This is a genomic window from Brevundimonas sanguinis, assembly GCF_029636725.1.
Classification (GTDB): domain Bacteria; phylum Pseudomonadota; class Alphaproteobacteria; order Caulobacterales; family Caulobacteraceae; genus Brevundimonas; species Brevundimonas sanguinis.
Map to the genome: position 1 here is coordinate 1,897,302 of NZ_CP116770.1, position 22,333 is coordinate 1,919,634.

General features: G+C 66.6%; 21 protein-coding genes and 3 tRNA genes. 11 read left to right on the forward strand and 13 right to left on the reverse strand.

From position 1 onward, the window contains the following. Positions 1 to 76 precede the first annotated feature (76 nt). The 8 genes from PIB44_RS09430 to PIB44_RS09465 form a co-directional block, all read right to left on the reverse strand. On the reverse strand, positions 77 to 268 hold the full coding sequence (locus PIB44_RS09430) for a hypothetical protein (RefSeq protein WP_025976195.1): 192 nt from the start codon (positions 266 to 268) through the stop codon (positions 77 to 79). Between the two features lie 181 nt (positions 269 to 449). Then, a tRNA-Pro gene (locus PIB44_RS09435) sits at positions 450 to 526 on the reverse strand. 67 nt (positions 527 to 593) lie between these two features. After that, positions 594 to 1,073, reverse strand: coding sequence for a DUF192 domain-containing protein (locus PIB44_RS09440; RefSeq protein ID WP_278069174.1), 480 nt, complete (start codon positions 1,071 to 1,073; stop codon positions 594 to 596). Between the two features lie 21 nt (positions 1,074 to 1,094). Continuing rightward, positions 1,095 to 1,634, reverse strand: coding sequence for a cold-shock protein (locus PIB44_RS09445; protein ID WP_278069175.1), 540 nt, complete (start codon positions 1,632 to 1,634; stop codon positions 1,095 to 1,097). A 179-nt stretch (positions 1,635 to 1,813) separates the two neighbouring features. Beyond that, positions 1,814 to 1,888: transfer RNA gene (locus tag PIB44_RS09450), tRNA-Glu, on the reverse strand. 184 nt (positions 1,889 to 2,072) lie between these two features. After that, positions 2,073 to 2,147, reverse strand: a tRNA-Glu gene (locus tag PIB44_RS09455). Positions 2,148 to 2,262: 115 nt separating this feature from the next. Beyond that, positions 2,263 to 4,065, reverse strand: coding sequence for a single-stranded-DNA-specific exonuclease RecJ (recJ, locus tag PIB44_RS09460; protein ID WP_278069176.1), 1,803 nt, complete (start codon positions 4,063 to 4,065; stop codon positions 2,263 to 2,265). Between the two features lie 182 nt (positions 4,066 to 4,247). Continuing rightward, positions 4,248 to 4,709 carry a hypothetical protein gene (locus tag PIB44_RS09465; RefSeq protein WP_278069177.1) on the reverse strand — a complete coding sequence of 154 codons (462 nt, stop codon included), beginning with the start codon at positions 4,707 to 4,709 and terminating at the stop codon, positions 4,248 to 4,250. A gap of 76 nt (positions 4,710 to 4,785) precedes the next feature. On the opposite strand from PIB44_RS09465, the gene phaC reads away from it, so the two are divergent. Together phaC and PIB44_RS09475 are read left to right on the forward strand one after the other, a co-directional pair. Then, on the forward strand, positions 4,786 to 6,756 hold the full coding sequence (phaC, locus tag PIB44_RS09470) for a class I poly(R)-hydroxyalkanoic acid synthase (RefSeq protein WP_278069178.1): 1,971 nt from the start codon (positions 4,786 to 4,788) through the stop codon (positions 6,754 to 6,756). Beyond that, the gene (locus PIB44_RS09475; protein WP_134581134.1) at positions 6,753 to 7,130 is read left to right on the forward strand and encodes a hypothetical protein; all 378 of its coding nucleotides are present in this window, start codon (positions 6,753 to 6,755) and stop codon (positions 7,128 to 7,130) included. Before phaC ends, PIB44_RS09475 begins: the two co-directional genes overlap by 4 nt. A gap of 19 nt (positions 7,131 to 7,149) precedes the next feature. On the opposite strand, the gene argC is transcribed toward PIB44_RS09475, so the two are convergent. The 3 genes from argC to rplM form a co-directional block, all read right to left on the reverse strand. Then, complete coding sequence (argC, locus tag PIB44_RS09480) at positions 7,150 to 8,085, reverse strand: N-acetyl-gamma-glutamyl-phosphate reductase (RefSeq protein WP_278069180.1); 936 nt, start codon at positions 8,083 to 8,085, stop codon at positions 7,150 to 7,152. Between the two features lie 85 nt (positions 8,086 to 8,170). Further along, positions 8,171 to 8,659 (reverse strand): 30S ribosomal protein S9, encoded by a 489-nt coding sequence (rpsI, locus tag PIB44_RS09485; RefSeq protein WP_024354145.1) that lies wholly within the window; start codon positions 8,657 to 8,659, stop codon positions 8,171 to 8,173. Between the two features lie 2 nt (positions 8,660 to 8,661). Further along, positions 8,662 to 9,135, reverse strand: a complete 474-nt coding sequence (gene rplM / locus PIB44_RS09490) for a 50S ribosomal protein L13 (RefSeq protein WP_201105658.1) — start codon at positions 9,133 to 9,135, stop codon at positions 8,662 to 8,664. Positions 9,136 to 9,412: 277 nt separating this feature from the next. Here rplM and PIB44_RS09495 point away from each other — a divergent pair, with 277 nt between their 5' ends. The 8 genes from PIB44_RS09495 to PIB44_RS09530 all read left to right on the forward strand — a co-directional run bounded on the left by PIB44_RS09495 (position 9,413) and on the right by PIB44_RS09530 (position 20,177). Next, positions 9,413 to 10,024, forward strand: coding sequence for a TIGR02466 family protein (locus PIB44_RS09495; RefSeq protein ID WP_278069182.1), 612 nt, complete (start codon positions 9,413 to 9,415; stop codon positions 10,022 to 10,024). Positions 10,025 to 10,149: 125 nt separating this feature from the next. Next, positions 10,150 to 11,817 (forward strand): energy-dependent translational throttle protein EttA, encoded by a 1,668-nt coding sequence (ettA, locus tag PIB44_RS09500; protein WP_025977430.1) that lies wholly within the window; start codon positions 10,150 to 10,152, stop codon positions 11,815 to 11,817. A 221-nt stretch (positions 11,818 to 12,038) separates the two neighbouring features. Continuing rightward, positions 12,039 to 12,968, forward strand: a complete 930-nt coding sequence (locus PIB44_RS09505) for a 2-hydroxyacid dehydrogenase (RefSeq protein WP_278069183.1) — start codon at positions 12,039 to 12,041, stop codon at positions 12,966 to 12,968. Between the two features lie 135 nt (positions 12,969 to 13,103). After that, positions 13,104 to 14,066 carry an ArsR/SmtB family transcription factor gene (locus PIB44_RS09510; RefSeq protein ID WP_025977434.1) on the forward strand — a complete coding sequence of 321 codons (963 nt, stop codon included), beginning with the start codon at positions 13,104 to 13,106 and terminating at the stop codon, positions 14,064 to 14,066. Next, positions 14,066 to 15,013 carry a methylenetetrahydrofolate reductase [NAD(P)H] gene (gene metF / locus PIB44_RS09515; protein ID WP_278069184.1) on the forward strand — a complete coding sequence of 316 codons (948 nt, stop codon included), beginning with the start codon at positions 14,066 to 14,068 and terminating at the stop codon, positions 15,011 to 15,013. Before PIB44_RS09510 ends, metF begins: the two co-directional genes overlap by 1 nt. Beyond that, a complete protein-coding gene (locus PIB44_RS09520; protein WP_278069185.1) occupies positions 15,014 to 16,090 on the forward strand; it encodes a homocysteine S-methyltransferase family protein in 1,077 nt (358 codons plus the stop codon). A 184-nt stretch (positions 16,091 to 16,274) separates the two neighbouring features. Then, positions 16,275 to 18,941, forward strand: a complete 2,667-nt coding sequence (metH, locus tag PIB44_RS09525) for a methionine synthase (protein ID WP_278069186.1) — start codon at positions 16,275 to 16,277, stop codon at positions 18,939 to 18,941. Positions 18,942 to 19,025: 84 nt separating this feature from the next. After that, the gene (locus tag PIB44_RS09530; protein WP_278069187.1) at positions 19,026 to 20,177 is read left to right on the forward strand and encodes an amidohydrolase; all 1,152 of its coding nucleotides are present in this window, start codon (positions 19,026 to 19,028) and stop codon (positions 20,175 to 20,177) included. A 22-nt stretch (positions 20,178 to 20,199) separates the two neighbouring features. Here the strand turns inward: PIB44_RS09530 and PIB44_RS09535 are convergent, their stop codons facing one another. Both PIB44_RS09535 and PIB44_RS09540 read right to left on the reverse strand, forming a co-directional pair. Beyond that, positions 20,200 to 20,613, reverse strand: a complete 414-nt coding sequence (locus tag PIB44_RS09535; RefSeq protein ID WP_278069188.1) for an ArsR/SmtB family transcription factor — start codon at positions 20,611 to 20,613, stop codon at positions 20,200 to 20,202. Further along, a complete protein-coding gene (locus PIB44_RS09540) occupies positions 20,610 to 21,251 on the reverse strand; it encodes a peroxiredoxin (protein ID WP_025977440.1) in 642 nt (213 codons plus the stop codon). The genes PIB44_RS09535 and PIB44_RS09540 overlap by 4 nt, the downstream gene beginning before the upstream one ends. Before the next feature lie 92 nt (positions 21,252 to 21,343). Here PIB44_RS09540 and PIB44_RS09545 point away from each other — a divergent pair, with 92 nt between their 5' ends. Beyond that, complete coding sequence (locus PIB44_RS09545) at positions 21,344 to 22,300, forward strand: MBL fold metallo-hydrolase (RefSeq protein ID WP_278069189.1); 957 nt, start codon at positions 21,344 to 21,346, stop codon at positions 22,298 to 22,300. The last annotated feature ends 33 nt before the right edge of the window (positions 22,301 to 22,333 follow it).

Sequence of the window (22,333 nt, forward strand, 5' to 3'; positions counted from 1 at the left end):
GACCGCAATCCACCCTTAGGCGAACTTCGCTTCACGACCCGTTGCTGACATCCAGAGAGTTCAGTCCCCGTGGGACTTACTGAGGTTGGTCGGTCGCTCCGAACCGCTTGACCAAGGTCAGCGTCGATTTGCCCGCTAGCAGCAGTCCGACCAAGCCGATGAGGACCGCCCAATCAGAGCCTGAAATCAGAGCAGAGACGATCAATGCCAGCCCCAGCGCGATGGCGATGAAGAAGGCCAGAGTCGGGGCTCGATCTATAATGCTCATGTATCAACGATACAGAGAGCCGATTCTGGGAGCAACTTCCGCCTTCCACCCATAGCTGAAGTTGAAAGGGTCTGTTTTGGGGAAACCAAAACCAGCGCCGATCGAGAAAACTGATTGCGAGGCAGCGCTTCAGCCGCAGGGACGAGTGTAAAACTCATCCCGCCCAAACGGGCTTAAACCGTGGTCGGGGCGAGAGGATTCGAACCTCCGACCCTCTGGTCCCAAACCAGATGCGCTACCAGGCTGCGCCACACCCCGGACCGACGGAGCGCTCTCATGGCACGTCGGCGGCGGCGCCGCAACGGCCTAAGCGGCGCCTTAGTCGTCAAGGGCGAAAGAAAGGGTGTTTCACCGTGTCGCCCGGCTTGGCGCCGATCTCGTCCGCCCGTCCTGCACGCAGTTCCAGCACTCCGTTGGCCGCGCCGTTCGAGGGAATCGGCGCCTCTGAGTTCGGCGTCGTGTGGCGGGCGATGGAGACGATGCGGCCGCGCGGGTCGATGTAGAGGATGTCCAGCGAACTGGGCGTGTTCTTCATCCAGAAGCTCTGCTCGGACGCCGCCGGGAACTGGAACAGCATTCCGCGATCGCCTTCCAGCGGCGGGCGGAACATCAGGCCGCGCGCGCGCTCAGTGTCGTCGTCCGCGATCTCGACCATGAATTTGTGCTCGCCCGTCGACGTGACGATGGACAGAGCTTCAAGCGGTTGCCCCGCGCCATCCATCGGCCCTGTGCGCGCGCAGGCCGAAGCCATCACGGCGATACCCAGGGCGGCCCCCAGGGCGAAACGGCGAGTGAGGTTCATCATCATCGTCCTCTACGGACGAACTCAGCCGCCCGGTCTGATATCAGCCACCACGAGGCCCTTGGGACCTTCGGCGAAGCGAACGCTGACCGGATCGCCCGGCAGCAGGTCGTCCAGGCCGCAGCGTCGCAGCGTCTCGACGTGAACGAAGATATCGCCGTCCTGGCCGTCACGCACCACGAATCCATAGCCCTTGGTGCGATTGAACCATTTGACCACGGCGGCTTCCAGCGGGGTGTCAGCAGAGAAAGCCTGACCAATCGACGAGGGCCGGACGTTTTCCCGCCGCGTCACAGGCGTCGCCTCAGCCGCTTCCAGATCAATGACCGCCACGACCTGCCAGCCCTTCGTCCGCTTGGCGCATTCGCAGGTGATGGCCGCGCCCTCGCCCGCCAGCTCGTGCCCCGCCTGGCGCAGGCTGGTGACATGAAGCAGGACGTCGCGACCTTCCGTCAGAGCCGGATCGTCCGGGACGATGAAGCCGTACCCCTTGCCAGCATCGAACCACTTGACCTTACCGGCGACCTTGACGGTCTCAAGCGTATCGCTCTCTTCGAAACTCATCACCTACTCCCCGCCCGAGCACTCCGGGACAGTCGCCATACCACGGGTATGTCAAGATTGGCAATCTTGCCGCCCCTTTTACGCCACATTATCGTCACGGGCGCAAGACAAACGCGCGCAACCGCGCGTTGCATAGGCGGTCTTGGGGCTGGAGATTCTGGGGAGGTGTTTGCTCCGCGTGGCAGTCCCTAGGGGAATCGAACCCCTCTTTTCAGGTTGAAAACCTGACGTCCTAACCGATAGACGAAGGGACCGCTGCGCGGAGGAGCGGCCTGATAGCCGTCCCTTTTCGGCGACGCAAGAGGCTGCTTCGCGCTTTTTCAAAAAAACGACAAAGCCGCACGCAGACGCCGGATCGATCGCGCAAAATCGACACGGCAAGCGTGCGTATTCACGAGCGACGACAGATCTAAATGTCAGGGGGAGATAAACTCCGCGTGGCAGTCCCTAGGGGAATCGAACCCCTCTTTCCAGGTTGAAAACCTGGCGTCCTAACCGATAGACGAAGGGACCGCTGCGCGGAGGACCGTGTAGATAGCCGCCCATTCCGCTTATGGCAAGCTCGGTGGAGGCGATTTATGCGACTTTTTCAAAGACCTGCGTCGTTTCACAGCCAAGGCTGACGCTTTCAGACCATGCGCGGATCGGCGACGTCCTCGATCTCGAACTGAACGCCGCGACGGCCGTTCCAGTCGTCGGCTTTCAGGCGGCCCGCCACGTTGAGGCCGCCCTGCCCCGCCAGCAGCGCCTTGCCCGTCGGCAGGTCGGCGCAGCGCCAGGCGATGGCGCGCACCGAGGCGCCGTCCGGCCCGACCAGGCGGCACCGCACATGGCCGCCGTTCATGGCCACCGGTTCGCGGGCTTGAACCCCTTCCAGCGCGAATAGAGGCTCTGGGTTGGCGGGGCCATAGGGGGCGAGTTGCTCGAAGGCGTCGAACAGCTCGCGCGTGGCGGCGCGCGGGTCGATCAGGGCGTCGACCTCGACCCAGTCCTGGGCCACGGCCTCGACGCGTTCGTCCGACAGTCGCTCATTGAGGAAGGCGCGCAGCTCGTCGATGCGGTCGGCCGCCACCGTCAGGCCCGCGGCCATGGCGTGGCCGCCGCCGGCGATCAGCAGGCCGTCGGTCCACGCCGCCTGCACCGCTCGGCCCAGATTCATTCCCGGCTGCGAGCGGCCCGACCCCTTGCCCACGCCGTTGATGGCGTCGACGCCGATGACGATGACCGGCTTCCTCCAGCGTTCGCGCAGGCGCCCGGCGACGATGCCGACCACGCCGGGGTGCCAGTCTTCGCCCGAGACGACCACGGCGGCGCTGTCGTCGGCATGAGCGCCCGTCGCCTCGACGCGGCGGACAGCCTGTTCCGTCACCTCGGCCTCGACCTCGCGGCGAGCGAGGTTCAAGGCGTCCAGTTCCTGCGCCAGCATCCGCGCCTCATCCGGGTCGTCGGTGGACAACAGGCGCGCGCCCAGATCCGACTTGCCGATCCGACCGCCCGCATTGATGCGCGGCCCCAGGATAAAGCCCGCATGGTTGGTCTTGGCCGGTCCCGGCTCGGCCCCCGCCGCCGCCAGCAGGGCGCGCAGGCCCGGATTGCGCCAGTGCGACATGACCCCCAGCCCCAAGCTGGTCAACGCGCGGTTGAAGCCGGTCAGGCCCGTCACGTCGCAGATGGCGCCCATGGCGGCCAGGTCCAGCCACTGACGGATATCGGGCTCGGTCTTGCCCTCGAACAGGCCGCGCCCGCGCGCCTCGCGGTTCAGGGCGGCCAGCAGGACGAAAACTACCCCCGCCGCCGCCAGATTGCCCTGCCCCGAGCCGCAGCCCGGCCGGTTCGGGTTGACCACGGCCAGGCAGGCAGGCGGCTCCTCGCGCATCATATGGTGGTCGATGACCACGACCTTCAGGCCGATGGACGCCGCATGGGCCACCGCTTCGTTAGCCGCCGCCCCGCAATCGACGGTGATGACCAGATCGGCGCCGCGCGCCTTCAGCGTGTCGAACGCCCTGGCGCTGGGGCCGTAACCCTCGGTCAGGCGATCCGGCACATAGATCGGCAGGTCGGCGCCCAGCGCCCGGAACCAGCGTACCAGCAAGGCCGCGCTGGACGCCCCGTCCACATCGTAGTCGGCGAAGACGTGGATGCTGGCGCCGCTCTGCAAGGCGTCGACGATGGCGGCGGCGGCGGCGTCCATGTCCATGAAGCTAGACGGATCGGGGAACAGCGCCTTCAGCGTCGGCTTGAGGAAGTCGGCGCCCTGATCCGCCGCCACGCCGCGCGCCGACAGGGCGCGAGCCATCACCTCGTCCAGCCCCAGCGCCTGCATATGGGCGCGGGTCGTCGCCGTCTCGGCCGGACGCTGCCGCCACGCCCGCCCCGACAGAGAGCGGCTGACCCCCAGAAAGGCGGGCAGGCCGTAACCGTCCGCCATCAGAAGGTCCGTCCGATGAAAATAGCGACAATGAAGACAGAACGGGCCATGCGGACCTTTGCAGCAGATTCGAGCGTCGGCCCTGCGGCCGAAGCGTTCAGGATCGCGAGATTCGAGGCCGGACGCGATCTGCGCGCCTCATGCCCCTTACATCGCGACTGCGCCTGATACGGTCGTGCGTCTCAGAAGCGCGGACGGTCGATCGGCGGCGGCGCCGTGGCGCGGCGGCGCAGCTCTTCGGCGTAGGCTTCAACTTCCTGAGCGGTCTTCAGCGTCTGGGGCGACATCTGGCTGGCGTCCAAACGGCGGTTGATCTCGGCGAGGAAGGCGGACGGGTCGCTGTTCAGCGTCCAGTCGATACGCGCCATCTCGGCGGTCAGGGCGGCGCTGCGGCCTTGCAGGCGTCCCACGTCGGCGGCGATCTCGGTCGGCGCCGGCAGCGGGGTGCTGCTGCGCGGGAAATCGGCCCAGCGCGGATACTGGCGATTCTCATCGACCAGTTGCTGGATGCGGGGCGCCAACGGCGAGGTCGGGTCGATCTTCGGCTCGAAAGCCCCGACGCAGCCGCCCAAAATCAGGGCTGAACCGAGGGTCGCCCCCCAGGCTGCCGTCCATCCCGTCTTTTTCAGCATAAGCGCGTTCATTTCCGTCACTGACATATGCCATCATCGCGTCGGGAGGAAGGCGCGCGCATTCGCTCGTCCCCAACGGAGGTTCGCCATGGCCAAGCGCCCGACCAAGGCCCCGCCCCAGCCAACGGCGCCCGCCGAGGCCCCCGCCCCGCGCAAGGCCGGCCGCCCGACCTCGGCCAAGCCGCGCGCCAAGAAGGCCGCCGCACCGCCTGAACAGCCGCAACCGGCGCCCGCCCCGGAACCGACGCCGCAGGACGAAGCCCCCGCCTCTACGCCCGACTTCATGGCCTTCAGCGCCAAACAGCGTCAGCAGTTGGAGACGCTGTCCCTAAATCTGGCCAAGGCGGCGATGATGGCCCAGACAGCGGTGGCCGAGGCGGCTCTGTCGCAGGCCGACCGCCCCGCCGCCCTGTCGCCCGACCCGTTCAACGTGGCCCCGGCCATGTCCTCGGTCATGACCAGCCTGGCCGCCCGACCCGAAAAGCTGTTTCAGGCCCAGGCCGATCTGTTCGGCCGCTATATGGAGCTGTGGTCGACCACCACGCGCCGGGCGATGGGCGAGACGGTCGACAGCCCCGCCCCGTTCGACAAGCGGTTCCGCGATCCGGCCTGGTCCGAAAACCCCATGTTCGACATGATGCGCCAGTCGTATCTGGCCACCTCGGACTGGATGAATAATCTGGTCTCCAGCGTCGAGGACGTGGACCCGCGCGTGAAACGCCGGGCTGAGTTCTTCACCCGCCTGCTGACCGACGCCTTCTCGCCCGCCAACTTCCTGGCGTCGAACCCGGTGGCGCTGAAGGCGCTGGCCGAAACCAGCGGCGAATCCCTGGTGCGCGGGATGCAGAACTTCGCCGCCGATCTGGAGCGCGGGGCTGGCTCGCTGAAGATCAGCCAGGCCGATTATGGCCGCTTCGTCCTGGGCGAGAACGTCGCCACGGCGCCGGGTCAGGTCGTCTGGCGCGACGAACTGTTCGAGCTAATCCAGTATGACGCCGCGACGGAGCAGCAGCACGCCATTCCGCTGCTGATCTTCCCGCCGTGGATCAATAAGTTCTACATCATGGACCTGCAGCCGGCGAACTCCCTGATCCGCTGGCTGAGCGCGCAGGGCTTCACCGTCTTCGTCTGCTCGTGGGTCAACCCGGACCGCGACAAGGCCGAGTTCGGCCTCGACGACTACATGAAGAAGGGCGTCTATCGCGCCGTCGAGAAGACGCTGGAACAGACCGGCCAGAAGCATCTGAACGCCGTCGGCTACTGCATCGGCGGCACCATGCTGGGCGCCACACTGGCCCATATGGCGGCCAAGGGCGACGACCGCATCGCCTCAGCCACCTTCTTCGCCGCCCAGCACGACTTCGCCGAGGCGGGCGACCTGCTGCTGTTCACCGACGAGCACTGGCTGGCCGAGATCGAGCGCATGATGGACGAGGCGGGCGGCGTACTGCCCGGCACGGCGATGGCCGACACCTTCAACGCCCTTCGCGCCAACGACCTGATCTGGTCCTTCTTCGTGTCCAACTATCTGATGGGCAAGGCGCCGCCCGCCTTCGACCTTCTGGCGTGGAACGCCGATCAGACGCGGATGCCCAAGCGGCTGCACCTGCAATACTTGCGCCTGATGTACGGCCAGAACGCCCTGGCGAAGGGCGAACTGGAGATCGACGGCGAGGCCATCGACCTGTCGAAGGTCCGCATCCCCCTCTACTTCCAGGCCAGCCGCGAGGACCACATCGCGCCGATGAACTCGGTGTATCGCTCGGCGCGGCTGTTCGGCGGGCCGGTGACCTATACGCTGGCCGGGTCGGGCCATATCGCCGGGGTCATCAACCCGCCATCGGCCAACAAGTATCAGCACTGGGTCAACGCCGCCCTTCCCGAAACGCTTGAGGAGTGGCAAGCGGAGGCGGAACAGCATCCCGGCAGTTGGTGGTCGCACTGGGCCGACTGGCTGGGCGCGAAGTCCGGCGAGAAGATCGCCGCTCGCGATCCCAAGGCCGGGCCGCTGAAGCCCATCGAACCGGCGCCCGGCGCCTATGTGAAAGTAAAGTCTTGAAGCGTATCGAGCCTAACCTGCTGCTGGCCGTCGCCACGGCCATTCCGCTGATCCTGCTGATCGCAACGGCGACCCTGTTCGGAGCGCCCGGCCAGCTGGTGAAGTATCTGGCGATCGCCATTATCGTGCCGGCGGCCTTCGTGCCGCTGAACGGCATCATGGCCCGGCGGATGGGCATGCAGCGCCCGCCGATGATCCATCCTCACGCCGCCTCGACCGCCGTCTGGGCCAGCCTGTTTCCGGCGCTGATCATCCTGGCGGCGGGCGTGCCGCTGGTCTTCCCCGGACACGACTACGGCCTGCTGATCATCATCGCCGCCGTCTTCTTCGGCGGGACGGTGGAGTCGGCCGTCAAGGCGGCGCGGGCGCGCTGATCGCGCGCCCCGGCCGGCCTCACCTGAGGCCGGTCGCCTCGTCCAGACCCAGCATGATGTTGAGGTTCTGAACCGCCGCGCCCGAGGCGCCCTTGCCCAGATTGTCCAGCAGGGCGACCAGACGCGCCTGCTCCCCGCCCCGATCGCCGAAGACGTGCAGGCGCATTCGGTTGGTGCCGTTCAGGCCCTCGGGCTCGATGCCGGTCATGGCCTCGGTCTCGTCGATCTCGGCGACCTCGACGAAACGCTGGCCGTCATAGGCCTCGACCAGCGCGCCGTGTAGCCGCTCGACCGAGGGCGTCTCCGGCAGGGCCGACAGGTGCAGCGGAACCTCGACCAGCATTCCCTGGCGGTAATTCCCGACAGCGGGCGAGAACAGCACCGGCCGCGACAGCCCCGCGTGCCTGGTCATTTCCGGCACATGCTTGTGCTTCAGCGTCAGGCCATAGGCGCGGAAGGCGGTGGATGCGCCCTCAGCTTCAAACTCGGCGATCATCGCCTTGCCCCCGCCGGAATAGCCGGACACCGCATTGATCGTAACCGGCCAGTCCGCCGGGACCAGCCCAGCCTTCACCAGCGGCCGCATCAGGCCGATGAAGCCGGTCGGATAGCAGCCGGGATTCGACACCCGCGTCGAGGCCGCGATGGCCGCGCGATGGGCCTGATCCATCTCGGCGAAGCCATAGGTCCAGCCGTCCGCCACCCGATAGGCGGTCGAAGCGTCGATGACCCTAACCGACGGATTTTCGATCATCGACACGGCTTCCTTAGCCGCGTCGTCGGGCAGGCACAGGATAACCGCATCGGCGCTGTTCAACGCCTCACGCCGCGCCTCGACATCGCGGCGGCGGTCGCCCAGCAGCATCAGTTCCAGATCGCCGCGCGCCTCCAGCCGCTCGCGGATCTCCAGGCCCGTGGTCCCGGCCTCGCCGTCGATGAAGATGGTGTGGGTCATCTGGTGCCCTCGGACATGCAAAAAGAAAAAGGCGCCTCGGGTTTCCCCGAAGCGCCCTTTGTATTCCCAGTCGCGGGTTCGCGACTTAGCGCTTCGAGAACTGGAAGGACTTGCGCGCCTTGGCGCGGCCGTACTTCTTACGCTCGACGACGCGGCTGTCGCGGGTCAGGAAGCCGTGCGGCTTCAATACCTTGCGCAGTTCCGGCTCGTAGTGGGTCAGGGCGTGCGACAGGCCGTGGCGGATGGCGCCGGCCTGGCCCGACAGGCCCGAGCCCTCGACGGTGCAGATCACGTCGTATTGCGTGGCGCGGTCCGAAACGTTCAGCGGCTGTGCGACCATCATCTGCAGCACGGGGCGAGCGAAATACGCAGCCACGTCCTTGCCGTTGACGGTGATCTTGCCGGTGCCGCGCTTCACCCACACGCGGGCGATGGCGTTCTTGCGCTTGCCGGTCGAGTACGAACGGCCCAGGGCGTCGATCTTCGGCTCGCGGACGATTTCCTCGGCAGCAGCGGTGCCCAGGCCCTTCAGGGCGTCAAAGCCGGCGGCGGTGTCTTGAGTCACGTCGGTCATGCTCAGGCGCTCCGGGTGTTCTTGGACGACATCGACTTGAAGTCGATGGTCGTCGGCTGTTGGGCTTCGTGGTCGTGCGCGGCGCCGGCGAACAGGCGCAGGTGGGTCATCTGCTTGCGAGCCAGCGGCGACTCCTTGGGCAGCATGCGCTCAACGGCCTTTTCCAGCACGCGCTCGGGGAAGCGGCCGCCCAGGACTTTCTCCGGGGTCGTCTGCTTGATGCCGCCCGGGTGGCCGGTGTGGCGATAGTAGACCTTGTCGGTGTTCTTCTTGCCGGTGAACACCACCTTGTCGACGTTGGTGACGACGACGTAGTCGCCGCAGTCAACGTGCGGGGTGTAGGTCGGCAGGTGCTTGCCGCGCAGGCGGTTGGCGATGAAGGTCGCGAGGCGGCCCACCACGACGCCTTCGGCGTCGATGTGGATCCACTTCTTCTCGACCTCGGCCGGCTTCAGCGAAGCCGTAGTGCTCTTCAGCATGATGAGGGTCCTGGAAGACGAAAAACGCGGCCCGAACCAGATGGATCGGGCGGAGGCCGTGCTGATAGAGGGTCCACGCGCACAGGTCAACGCCATCCTTGATGCGGAAAACAGGACAACTTGTTGAAAAATATCGTCTATTTATATCTGGTATTAAAATACCCGACCCGTTTCGCCCGAAAGGTGCCGCCGAGGGGCCGGAAAACACCCCGTCGCCCGCCCTGCGCGACCGTTTTCGTCTTCTCGCATAAATCCAGACGCGGTATCGCGGGCCATGCCCTCTCGCTCCCTCTTCCCGACCCAGGTGTATGACGCCTCCCTCGCCTCGGCGCGCGGGTGGACGGAACTGCACGAGGAGTTGCTGGAACTGTGCCTTGTCATGGCGGAAGAGGACGAGGCCGGGATCGAATGGTGCCGGGCCAACCACTATCCGGGCTATACCTCCTATGGCTCGATCAACGACCTGCCTCAGCGGTTTCCCGAGTTCGGCGAGCTGAAAAAGCTGCTGGACAAGCATGCGGCGCTCTTCGCGCAGAGCCTGCATTTCGACTTGGCGAAGAAGCTGCGGCTGGACAATCTGTGGGTCAATGTCCTAATGCCCGGCGGCGGCCACACCGGACACATCCACCCCCACGCCGTGCTGTCCGGCACCGTCTATATCCATGTGCCCGACGGCGCCTCCTCGCTGAAGATCGAGGACCCGCGCCTGGCCATGATGATGGCCCGCCCCGGCCTGACCGCCGAAGCCGGCGAGGCGGAACAGCCTTTCGTCTATCTGAAGCCGGCGCCCGGCACGGTGCTGATGTGGGAAAGCTGGCTGCGCCACGAAGTGCCCGCCAACCGCGCCGAAGAACAGCGCATCTCCATCAGTTTCAACTACGCCTAAGGCGGGGCGCCGACGCCGCCATTGAAAAGCCGCGTCGGCGTCCGAAGATTTGCCCAAAGCCTTCTGGATCGCTACATCCCCCGGCAACTTCCCATCCGCACTGAATCAAAGGCGCGACGCGACGCATGGCGCAACAATATATCTTCCAGATGCAGGGCCTGACCAAGGCCTATCCCGGCGGCAAGAAGGTCTTCGAGAACATCTGGCTCAGCTTCTACAACGACGCCAAGATCGGCGTCGTCGGGGTCAACGGCTCGGGTAAGTCGACCCTGCTGAAGATCATGGCCGGCCTGGACCACGAGTTCCAGGGCGAGGCCCGCGCCGCCGACGGCGTCAAGCGCGGCTACCTGGAGCAGGAGCCGCAGCTCGACCCGAACCTGAACGTTCGCCAGAACGTCGAGGCCTGGTGTGAAGAGAAGCAGTGGGTCAACCGCTTCAACGAAGTCGCCAACGAACTGGGCGAAAACTACACCGACGAGCTGATGGAGGAGATGACCGCCCTCCAGGAAAAGATCGACGCCGGCGACGTCTGGGACATCGACAGCCGCATCGATCAGGCCATGGGCGCCCTGCGCTGCCCGCCGGACGACTGGGAAGTCACCAATCTGTCGGGCGGTGAAAAGCGCCGCGTGGCGCTGGCTCGCCTGCTGCTGTCCAAGCCGGACATGCTGCTGCTCGACGAACCGACCAACCACCTGGACGCCGAGTCGGTGGCCTGGCTGCAGCACCACCTGGAAAACTTCCCCGGCTGCGTCATCCTGGTGACCCACGACCGCTACTTCCTGGACCTGGTGACCAAGTGGACGCTGGAGCTGGACCGCGGCAAGGGCCACCCGCACGAGGGCAACTACTCCTCGTGGCTGGAAGCCAAGACCAAGCGCGTGGTGCAGGAGCAGTCGGAATCCGAAGCCCGCCAGCGCGCCCTCACCCGCGAACTGGAATGGGTCCGCTCGGGCGCCAAGGCTCGTCAGGCCAAGTCCAAGGCCCGTCTGGCCGCCTATGAGAAGATGGTCGCCGAGCAGGAAAACAGCCGTCAGGCCCAGTCCTTCGCCGTCATCCAGATCCCGCCCGGCCCGCGCCTGGGCAACGTGGTGCTGGAAGTCGAGGGGCTGAAGAAGTCCTATGGCGACAAGGTCCTGTTCGACAACCTGAACTTCAAGCTCCCGCCCAACGGCATCGTTGGCGTCATCGGCCCCAACGGCGCCGGCAAGTCGACTATGTTCAAGCTGATCACCGGCCAGGAACAGCCCGACGGCGGCACAATCAAGGTCGGCGAGACGGTCAAGCTGGCCTATGTCGATCAGTCGCGCGACGACCTGAAGCCGGACGACACCATCTGGCAGGCCATCTCGGGCGGCACCGACATCATGATGGTCGGCAAGCGCGAGATTAACACCCGCGCCTATGTCGGCAGCTTCAACTTCAAGGGCGGCGACCAGCAGAAGAAGGTCGGCCAGCTGTCGGGCGGTGAGCGCAACCGGGTCCACCTGGCCAAGACCCTGGCCACCGGCGGCAACCTGATCCTGCTCGACGAACCGACCAACGACCTGGACATCGAAACCCTGCAAAACCTCGAAGAGGCTCTGGAAGAGTTCGCCGGCTGCGCGGTGGTCATCAGCCACGACCGCTGGTTCCTGGACCGTCTGGCCACCCACATCCTGGCCTTCGAAGGCGACGGCCATGTGGAATGGTTCGAGGGCAACTTCGAAGCCTACGAGCAGGATAAGATGCGCCGCCTGGGCGCGGACAGCATCATTCCCAAGCGCGTCCAGCACCAGAAGTTCGGCCGCTGATCCAGCGGACAGACTGACACGCGGCCCTCCGAGCGATCGGGGGGCCGTTTTTCTATGCCCCCTCTCCCGCTCATCCCGGCGGACGCCGGGATCCAGTAAGAGCCCAAGACCAGAGGGTCGAACGTCGCACCTGTCGCCAAAACACTGGATCCCGGCGTCCGCCGGGATGAGCGGTGAATGAGAAGGCTGGCGCTCCGGCGAAAGCGGGATAGTCTGCGCCCATGACCCAGCGTCCCGCCGTCCTGATCATGCAGCGGCATCTGGCCCCGCTGAGCGCCTTCCTGGAAGGCGCCTACGATGTCTATCGCTTCTGGGAAGGCCCCCCGATCGAGGCCGCCGGCGACATTCGCGCCCTGATCGTCGCCGGCGAGTTCGAGCTCGACAAGGATCTGATCGAGCGCCTGCCGAACCTGTCGCTGGTCGCCTGCTTCACCGCTGGATATGACGGCATCGACGTCGCGTGGTGCCGCGCGCGCGGCCTGCCCGTCACCCATGCGCCCGGCGTAAACCATGAGGACGTGGCCGACCACGCCATCGGCCTGATCCTCGCCTCACGCCGCCAGATCGCCGAGGGCGACCGCGCCGTCCGTGCGGGCGAATGGAGCCTGTCCAGCCGCAGCATCACCACATCTCTGAGCGGTCAGCGTCTGGGAATCGTCGGTATGGGCCACATCGGCGAGGCCGTAGCGCGGCGCGCCGAGGTCATGCGCATGGACGTCCGCTGGTGGGGGCCCCGCGCCAAGGAGGCCGCCTGGCCCCGCGCCGATAGCCTGATCGCCCTGGCGCGCGATTCGGACATTCTTGTCGTCGCCTGTCGCGCGGACGAGAGCAACCGGGGACTCATCTCTCAAGATGTCATCGATGCGCTTGGGCCTTTAGGTCTGCTGGTCAACGTCGCGCGCGGACAACTGGTGGACGAAGACGCCGTCATCGCCGCCCTGAGAGAGGGCCGCCTGGGCGCCGCAGCACTCGACGTCTTCGCTGAGGAGCCGACCGACGCGGCGCGTTGGGCGGGCGTGCCAAACACCGTCCTGACGCCCCATACCGGCGGCGCCACGACCGAAGCGGTGCAGGGCATGCTGATGCTGCTCCTGCAGAATCTGTCCGCCCACTTTGCGAACGAGCCGCTGCAGACGCCTGTCGCAGACTAAGATTTTCTCTTTGGGGCGCTCTCGACCCTGATTTCAGACACAAGAAGAACGATCCGTGCCTGCGTTCGGTGGTTGGCGGACGCGCGCGACCAGATTTTGCTTGCATAAGCGTATAAGGATATCTTTATACGACCTATGACGCTGACCGCTGACCAGACCGTTGAAGCCCTGCGCGCCGCCGGAGAACCGACCCGCCTGCGCGTCCTATCCCTGCTGGCTGCGGAGGAGCTGTCGGTGATGGAGCTGTCGCGGGTTCTGGACCAGAGCCAGCCGCGCGTCTCGCGCCATCTGAAGCTGATGGCCGACGCGGGTCTGATCGAGCGGTTTCCCGATGGCGCGCGCGTCTTCTACCGTCTGTCGCACGACGCCCTGTCGCGGCGGCTGATCGACACCGTGCTGGACCTGCTGGACGACGGCGAGGGCGAGGCCGACCATCGCCGCCTGGAGGAGGTGCGCAAGGAGCGCGCCATCGACGCCGCCCGCTACTTCGAGCAGATCGCGCCCCAGTGGGACCAGATGCGCAGCCTCTATGTCTGCGAAAGCGCGGTCGAGGCGGCGGTCGAACGCGCCGCTGGTCCCGGCCCGTTCGATCGGGTGGTCGACCTGGGCACCGGCTCGGGCCGGATGCTGACCCTGTTCGGCAAGAAGGCGAAAATGTCGGTGGGCCTCGACCTGTCGCAGAACATGCTGAACATCGCCCGCGCCAATGTCTCCAAAGCCGGGCTGGACAAGGTCGAGCTGCGCCACGGCGACATCTTCTCGACCCGCCTGCCGCACGAGAGCGCCGACCTGGTGATCGTCCATCAGGTGCTGCACTACCTGGCCGATCCCGCCGCCGCCGTGGCCGAAGCTGCGCGTCTGGTCATGCCGGGCGGCAAGCTGCTGATCGTCGATTTCGCCCCGCACGCCTTCGAGCACCTGCGCGAGGCGCATCAGCACCGTCGCCTAGGCTTCCCCGACGCTGAAATCCGCGAATGGCTGACCGAGGCGGGCCTGACGCCCTCGGCGCCCATCGCCCTGCCGCCCGACACGGAAGGGCTGACTGTTCACATCTGGACCGGCGAACGCGCCGCGAGCCCCGTCCGAAAGACCGCCTGATGGCCCCCTCCTCTCTCGCCGAAGCCCGCGCCCTGCTGCTGTCGCCGCTGGGCCCAGTCGCGCGCGCCGGATCGAACCGCAACGCCGTCAACGTCTCGTTCGAGTTCTTCCCGCCCAAGACCGACGCGGCCGAGGCCAATCTGTGGTCGGCGATCCGGCGCCTGGAGCCGCTGAACCCGGCCTTCGTCTCCGTCACCTACGGCGCGGGCGGCTCGACGCGCGAGCGGACGCACCGCACCGTCCAGCGCATCATCAGCGAAACGACCCTGCGCCCCGCCGCCCACCTGACCTGCGTCGAGGCGAGCCGCGCTGAGGTCGATGAAGTCATCGAAGGCTACAAGGCCATCGGCGTCGATCACGTCGTCGCCCTGCGCGGCGACCCGCCGGGTTCGGCCGGCATCGGCGGCGCCTATACGCCGCGCGCCGACGGCTACGCCAACGCCACCGAACTGACCGCCGCCCTCAGCCGCATCGGCGGGTTCGAGGTCACGGTCGGCGCCTATCCGGAGAAGCATCCGGAAAGCCCGTCGATCGACCACGACATCGAGGTGCTGAAGGCCAAGGTCGATGCGGGCGCCACGCGCGCCGTGACCCAGTTTTTCTTCGACATCGAGGCCTTTCTGCGCTTCCGCGACCGGGTGCGGGCGGCGGGCGTGACCATTCCGCTGATCCCCGGCGTCATGCCGGTGACCAACTTCGCGGGACTGCAACGGATGACGGCGGCGTGCGGCGCGGCCCTCCCCGATTGGCTGGCAGGCCACTTCGACGGGCTGGACGACGACCCGGAGACGCGCAAGCTGCTGGCCGCCTCCATCGCCGCCGAAACCTGCGCCCGCCTTCAGGAAGAGGGCTTTTCGGACTTCCACTTCTACACCCTGAACCGGGCCGAGCTGGTCTATGCGATCTGTCGGGTTCTGGGCGTGCGCGAAACCAAGGCTGTTGCGTAGATGACGTCTCCCCTGACCCGCCCCGACCGCATCGCCGCCCTGCACGCGGCGGCGAAAGAGCGAATCCTGGTGCTGGACGGCAGCTGGGGCGTGATGATCCAGCGCCGCGAGCTGACGGAAGAGGACTTCCGCGGCGAGCGCTTTCGCGACCACAGCCATCCGCAGAAGGGCAACAACGATCTGTTGATCCTGACGCGCCCGGACATCATCGCCGACCTGCACGATGTCTATTACGCCGCCGGGGCGGACATTTCGGAGACCAACACCTTCTCCTCGACCACCATCGCCCAGGCCGACTACGGGCTGGAAGACGCGGTCTATGACCTGAACTATGAAGGCGCCCGCATCGCGCGCGAGGTCGCCGACCGTTGGGCCGAGAAGGAGCCGCACAAGCCGCGCTTCGTCGCCGGCGCCATCGGCCCGACCAACCGCACCCTGTCGCTGAGCCCCGACGTCAACGACCCCGGCTATCGCGCCGTCACCTATGACGAGGTCTATGAGGCCTATAAGCAGCAGGCCCGCGCCCTGCACCACGGCGGCGTCGACCTGTTCCTGATCGAGACGGTGTTCGACACCCTGAACTGCAAGGCCGCGATCAAGGCGATCAAGGATCTGGAGGACGAGGGGCTGGAGCCCCTCCCCCTGTGGATTTCCGGCACCATCACCGACCGCTCGGGCCGCACCCTGAGCGGCCAGACGGCGGAAGCCTTCTGGAACTCGATCCGACACGCCAAGCCGTTCGCCGTCGGCTTCAACTGCGCCCTGGGCGCCGAGTTGATGCGGCCCCACATCGCCGAGCTGAGCCGCGTCGCCGACACCCTGGTCAGCGCCTATCCGAACGCGGGGCTGCCCAACGCCATGGGCCAGTATGACGAACAGCCGCACGAAACGGCCCACTTCCTCGAGGAATGGGCGCAGTCGGGTCTGGTCAACATCGTCGGCGGCTGCTGCGGCACCACCCCCGACCACATCCGCCACGTCGCCGACGAGGTCGCAGGCGTGACCCCGCGCGTTGTGCCGGAGCGCCCGGTCGCCCTGCGCCTGGCGGGCCTGGAACCGTTCGAGCTCGTGTCGTGATCACGTGTTGCTCTTTCCTTCTCCCCTCGGGGGAGAAGGTGGCCGCGAAGCGGTCGGATGAGGGGGCTGCCCACAACGCGCTCACCCTCAGCCGTTCAGCCTGCGGAACCCTACCCCTCATCCGTCATGCTTTGCATGACACCTTCTTCCCCAAGGGGAGAAGGACTGCCTTTGGTGCGTGCTGATGCGTCCTGTCTTCATCAACGTCGGCGAGCGGACCAACGTCACCGGCTCGGCCAAGTTCAAGAAACTGATCATCGCGGGCGACTATCCCGCCGCCCTGTCGGTCGCGCGTCAGCAGGTCGAGGCGGGCGCCCAGATCATCGACGTCAACATGGACGAGGGCCTGCTGGACGGTCCCGCCGCCATGCGCACCTTCCTGAACCTGATCGCGGCCGAGCCCGACATCGCCCGCGTGCCGATCATGATCGACAGCTCGAAATGGGAGGTTATCGAGGCGGGCCTGAAGTGCGTGCAGGGCAAGCCGATCGTCAACTCGATCAGCATGAAGGAGGGCGAAGACGCCTTCCGACACCATGCCGTCCAGTGCCTGCGCTACGGCGCCGCTGTCGTGGTCATGGCCTTTGACGAGGTGGGCCAGGCCGACACCGCCGCGCGCAAGATCGAGATCTGCACCCGCGCCTACAACATCCTGGTCAACGAGGTCGGCTTCCCGCCCGAGGACATCATCTTCGACCCCAATATCTTCGCCGTGGCGACGGGGATCGAGGAGCACGACAACTACGCCGTCGACTTCATCGAGGCGACGCGGGTCATCAAGGCCACCCTGCCCCACGCCCGTGTCTCAGGCGGGGTGTCGAACGTCTCGTTCAGCTTCCGCGGCAATGAGCCGGTGCGCCGGGCGATCCACAGCGTGTTCCTGTATCACGCGATCAACGCTGGTCTGGACATGGGCATCGTCAACGCCGGCGACCTGCCCGTCTATGACGACATCGACGCCGAACTGCGCGAAGCCGTCGAGGACGTGATCCTCAACCGGCCGCAGCGGACCAACGTGTCCAACACCGAGCGGCTGGTGGACATGGCGCCCCGCTACAAGGGCGAGAAGGGCGCGGCCAAGGTCGTGGACCTGAGATGGCGCGACGCCCCGGTCGCCAAGCGCATCGAACACGCCCTCGTCCACGGCATCACCGACTACATCGTCGAGGACACCGAAGAGGCCCGACAGGCGTCCGAGCGCCCGCTGCACGTCATCGAAGGCCCGCTGATGGACGGCATGAATGTGGTCGGCGACCTGTTCGGCTCGGGACGGATGTTCCTGCCCCAGGTGGTGAAGTCGGCGCGGGTGATGAAACAAGCCGTGGCCCACCTCGAGCCCTTCATGGAGGCCGAGAAGGCCGGTCAGGAGCGGCAGGCGGCGGGCAAGATCCTGATGGCCACGGTCAAGGGCGACGTTCACGACATCGGCAAGAACATCGTCGGCGTCGTGCTGCAATGTAACAACTATGAGGTCGTCGATCTGGGGGTCATGGTTCCCGCCGACCGCATTCTGGACGCCGCCATTGAGCACAAGGTCGACATCATCGGCCTGTCGGGCCTGATCACGCCGTCGCTGGACGAAATGACCTTCGTCGCCGCCGAGATGGAGCGGCGCGGCTTCGACATTCCCCTGCTGATCGGGGGCGCCACGACCAGCCGGACCCATACGGCGGTGAAGATCGAACCGGCCTATCGCAAGGGCTCGACCACCTATGTCATCGACGCCAGCCGGGCCGTCGGCGTGGTCTCGGGCCTGCTGTCTCCAACCGACCGGGCGAAGAACGAAGCGGCCACTCGCGACGAATACATCCGCATCCGCGAGCAATACGCCCGTGGGCAAGAGGTGAAGGCCCGCGCCACCATCGAACAGGCGCGCGACAACCGCTGGCGGCCCGACGAGGCGCAAAGCCCTGCCCCGGCGCCGTCCTTCCTCGGCGTGCGCGCCTATGAGGCGTGGGACCTTCAGGATCTGGCCGACCACATCGACTGGACCCCCTTCTTCGCCAGTTGGGAGCTGATCGGCCGCTATCCGCTAATCCTGGAGGACGAGATCGTCGGCGAGGCGGCGCAGGACCTGTTCCGCGACGCCCAGGCCATGCTGAAGCGCATCGTCGAAGAGAAATGGTTCACGGCCAAGGGCGTCGTCGGCTTCTGGCCCGCCAATGCGCGCGGCGACGACGTGATCGTCTGGACCGACGAGAGCCGCACCGAGGAGGCCGCTCGGCTCCACGGCCTGCGCCAGCAGATCAAGAAGTCCAACGGCAAGCCGAACCTGTGCCTGTCCGACTTTGTCGCCGAAGAAGGAAACGACTACCTGGGCGCCTTCGCCGTCACCGCCGGTCACGGCGAGCTGGAAAAGGCCGCCGAGTTCAAGGCGGCGGGCGACGACTACTCCGCCATCATGGCCACGGCCCTGGCCGACCGTCTGGCCGAGGCCTTCGCAGAGCGGCTGCACAAGGAAGTTCGCACCCAGCTGTGGGGCTACGTTCCCGACGAGCAGACGTCGGTGCAGGATCTGATCGAGGAGAAGTATCAGGGCATCCGCCCCGCCCCCGGCTATCCGGCCCAGCCCGACCACACGGAAAAGGCTGCGCTGTTCCGTCTGCTGGACGCAGGCGCCAACGCCGGGATAAGCCTGACGGAATCCTTCGCCATGTCGCCCCCGGCCTCAGTCAGCGGCCTCTACTTCGGCCATCCGGGCAGCCACTATTTCGGCGTCGGCAAGATCGACCGCGATCAGGTCGAGGACTACGCCGCCCGCAAGGGCTGGGACGTGCAGACCGCCGAGCGCTGGCTGGCGCCCATCCTGAACTACGATCCGGCCGCCATCGGACGAGACGACGCCGCCTGACCCGCGACCGGGGGCCGCCATGTCCCCGACCGCGCGGGGGTGCTAAGGGTCTGGGCGTCGTCTTTTTCGCCGGATGCCTGACCTATGAAGCCCCTGCCCGCCCTCGCCGCCCTCGCCTCGGCCATGACCGCCTGGCGTCGGGATTTCCACGCCCACCCCGAGCTCTCGGGCGAGGAAAGCCGCACGGCGAAGATCGTCTTCGACGCCCTTAAGGACATGGGCCTGTCGCCCGAAGGCGGCATCGGCGGCGCGGGCGTCGTGGCGGTGGTTCAGGGACGCGAGCCCGGCCCCTCCATCGGCCTTCGCGCCGACATGGACGCCCTGCCGATGAACGACGACAGCGGCGCCGAGCACGCCTCGACCAAGCCCGGCGTCTCGCACGCCTGCGGCCACGACGGCCACACGGCGACCCTGCTGGGCGTCGCCCGTTACCTGAGCGCCAATCCTCCTGCGCGCGGACGCGTGGTGCTGATCTTCCAGCCCGCCGAAGAGAACGGCCTGGGCGCCAAGGCCATGATCGACGACGGCCTGTTCGACCGCTATCCGTGCGATGAAGTCTACGCCTATCACAACATGCCCCTGCTGCCGTTCGGCGAGGCGGCGGTGCGTCCGGGCGCGACCCTGAACGGCTACAAGATCTGGGAGATCGACATTCAGGGCGTCGGCGGCCACGGCGCCGCCCCGCACAAGACTAAGGACCCGCTGCAGGCGGCCGTCCGCGTCGCCTCGGAGATCTCGTCCATCATCGGCCGTCACGTCGATCCGATGGAACCGGCCCTGTTCACCGTCACCAAGCTGCAGGCAGGCGCGTCGCACAACGTCGTGCCGCACGAAGCCAGTCTGGCCGGCACCCTGCGCGCCACCTCGCCTGAAGTGATCGAAACCATGTGGAGCCAGCTTCAGGCCATCTGCGACGGCGTCGCCCGCATGACCGGCTGCACCCTCACCGTGACGGAAATCGCCGGCGTGCCGCCCTGCATCAACGCCCCGGCTCAGGCCGCCATCGCCGCCGACGCCTGCGCCGCCGTGCTGGGCGCGGACAAGGTGCTGCGCGATCTGAAGCCTTATCCCTTCACCGACGACTTCGCCTATATGCTGCAGCACGCGCCGGGGGCCTATATGTTCTTCGGCCAGGGCGGACCGATGGTCCACCAGACGGTCTATGACTTCAACGACGCCGTCCTGCCCGTCGCCTCGTCGATCTTCGCCCGCGTCGTCGAGGACCGCCTGAGCTGAGTTCAAATCAGCAAGAGGCGCATCAGGCGCGCGGAGGAAGGATCCGGGCGAACCGGGCCGCGTCGCCTGCAGGGCGCGCCAGCTCCGGCGCGGGCGCCTGATGCAGCCTTTCGGCCAGGGCCGCCGGGTCCTGGCAGAAGATCTCGAACAGCATGGCCATCACCCCTTCGGCCCGCTCGTCGGCGAGGGAGTAGTAGATGGAGCGGGATTCCCGCCGGGTCTTCACCAGACCCGACTGGCGCAGTTCGGCCAGTTGCTGCGACAGGCCCGGCTGACGCAGACCCAGCTCCTGTTCCAGCTGACCCACCGAACGCTCTTCCTGCGCGATATGGCACAGGATCAGCAGGCGATTGGCGTTAGCCAGTTGGCGCAACAGTTCGGCCGCCTCGGGCGCGGCAGCCTTCAACCGGCCCAGATCGACGTCGCCGCGCGTCATTTCGGCCCCGGCCGATAATACCAGGCGTCATCGCCCGCCAGCACGTCGCCAAAGTCGGTCGGCGCCGCCTGAAGCAAAGGCGCGCCCGGCGTCCAGCCCTCGGGCGCGGAGGCCCCTTCCCGATCCGCCGTCTGCAGGGCCGTGATCAGCCGCAGCAACTCCTCGACCGAGCGGCCGACGTTCATCGGATACCAGCTGATCGCCCGCACCACCCCGTTCGGGTCGATGACGAAGGTGGCGCGCACCGAGGCGCTGTCGGGCGCCGCCGGGTCGATCATGCCATAGGCCTGAGCGATGACCATCGACGGGTCTTCGATGATCGGAAACTCCACCGTCACGCCGAAACGGTCGCGGATGTCCTTCAGCCACGCCAGGTGAGAATAGAGGCTGTCGACCGACAGGCCCAGCAGCTCGCAGCCGATCGCCGTGAAGTCCGCCTGACGCCGGGCCAGGGCGATGAACTCGCTGGTGCAGACCGGGGTGAAATCCGCCGGATGCGAGAAGAAGGCCAGCCAATGCCCGCGATAGTCGCTCAGCCGGCGCTGGCCGCGCGTCGTGCGTGCGGCGAAATCCGGCGCCGCCTCATTGATCCGCAGCGGCCGCAGCAAAGGCGTGTCCGTCATCGAGTCGGTTTCCATGTCATAGGGCTACGCGCAGCCGAGGTCTGACGCACCTTGAAAACATTTACTTGCATATAATATGTAAATATCTAATTGCTTGATGCAGATCAATGCGGAGAGACGCCGTGACCGACACCCCCATCGACCCCGCCCGCGACCACGCGAGGGAAGTGATCGAGGCCGCCCTGACGAACCCGACCCAGCGCCCCGTGGTCAAATCCTTCTTCGACCCCGCCACCTTCACCGTCAGCCATGTGGTGCGCGACCCCGGCTCGAACGCCTGCGCCATCATCGACAGCGTGCTGGACTATGATCAGGCGGCGGGCCGCACCTCGACCGCCTCGGCCGACGCCCTGATCGCCTATGTCGAAGCCGAGGACCTTGAGGTTCAGTGGCTGCTGGAGACGCACGCCCACGCCGATCACCTGTCGGCCGCGCCCTATCTGCAGGAGCGCCTCGGCGGCCGCCTGGCCATCGGCCGCGACATCATCAAGGTGCAGGACGTCTTCGGCAAAGTCTTCAACGAGGGGACCGAGTTCCGCCGCGACGGCAGCCAGTTCGATCAGTTGTTCGACGACGGCGACCGCTTCGCCATCGGCGGGCTTCAGGCCACGGTGCTGCACGTTCCCGGCCACACCCCCGCCTGTCTGGCCTATGTGATCGGCGACGCCGTCTTCCCGGGCGACACCCTGTTCATGCCGGACTACGGCACGGCGCGTTGCGACTTCCCCGGCGGCGATGCGCGGACGCTGTATCGCTCGATCAAGCGCCTGCTGTCCCTGCCCCCGGCGGCGCGCGTCTTCCTGTGCCACGACTACAAGGCGCCGCCCGCCCGCACCGAATTCGCGTGGGAGACGACCATCGGCGCCCAGCGCCAAGGCAATATCCACGTCCGCGACGGCGTGACTGAGGATGAGTTCGTCCAGATGCGAACCGCCCGCGACGCCACCTTGTCCATGCCGCGCCTGATCTTGCCTTCGGTTCAGGTCAATATGAACGGCGGCCGGATGCCCGAGCCTGAAGACAACGGCGTCCGCTATCTGAAAGTGCCCATCAACGCGCTCTAACCCGAGCACCCCTTTCCTCAAGCCAGAGAAGCC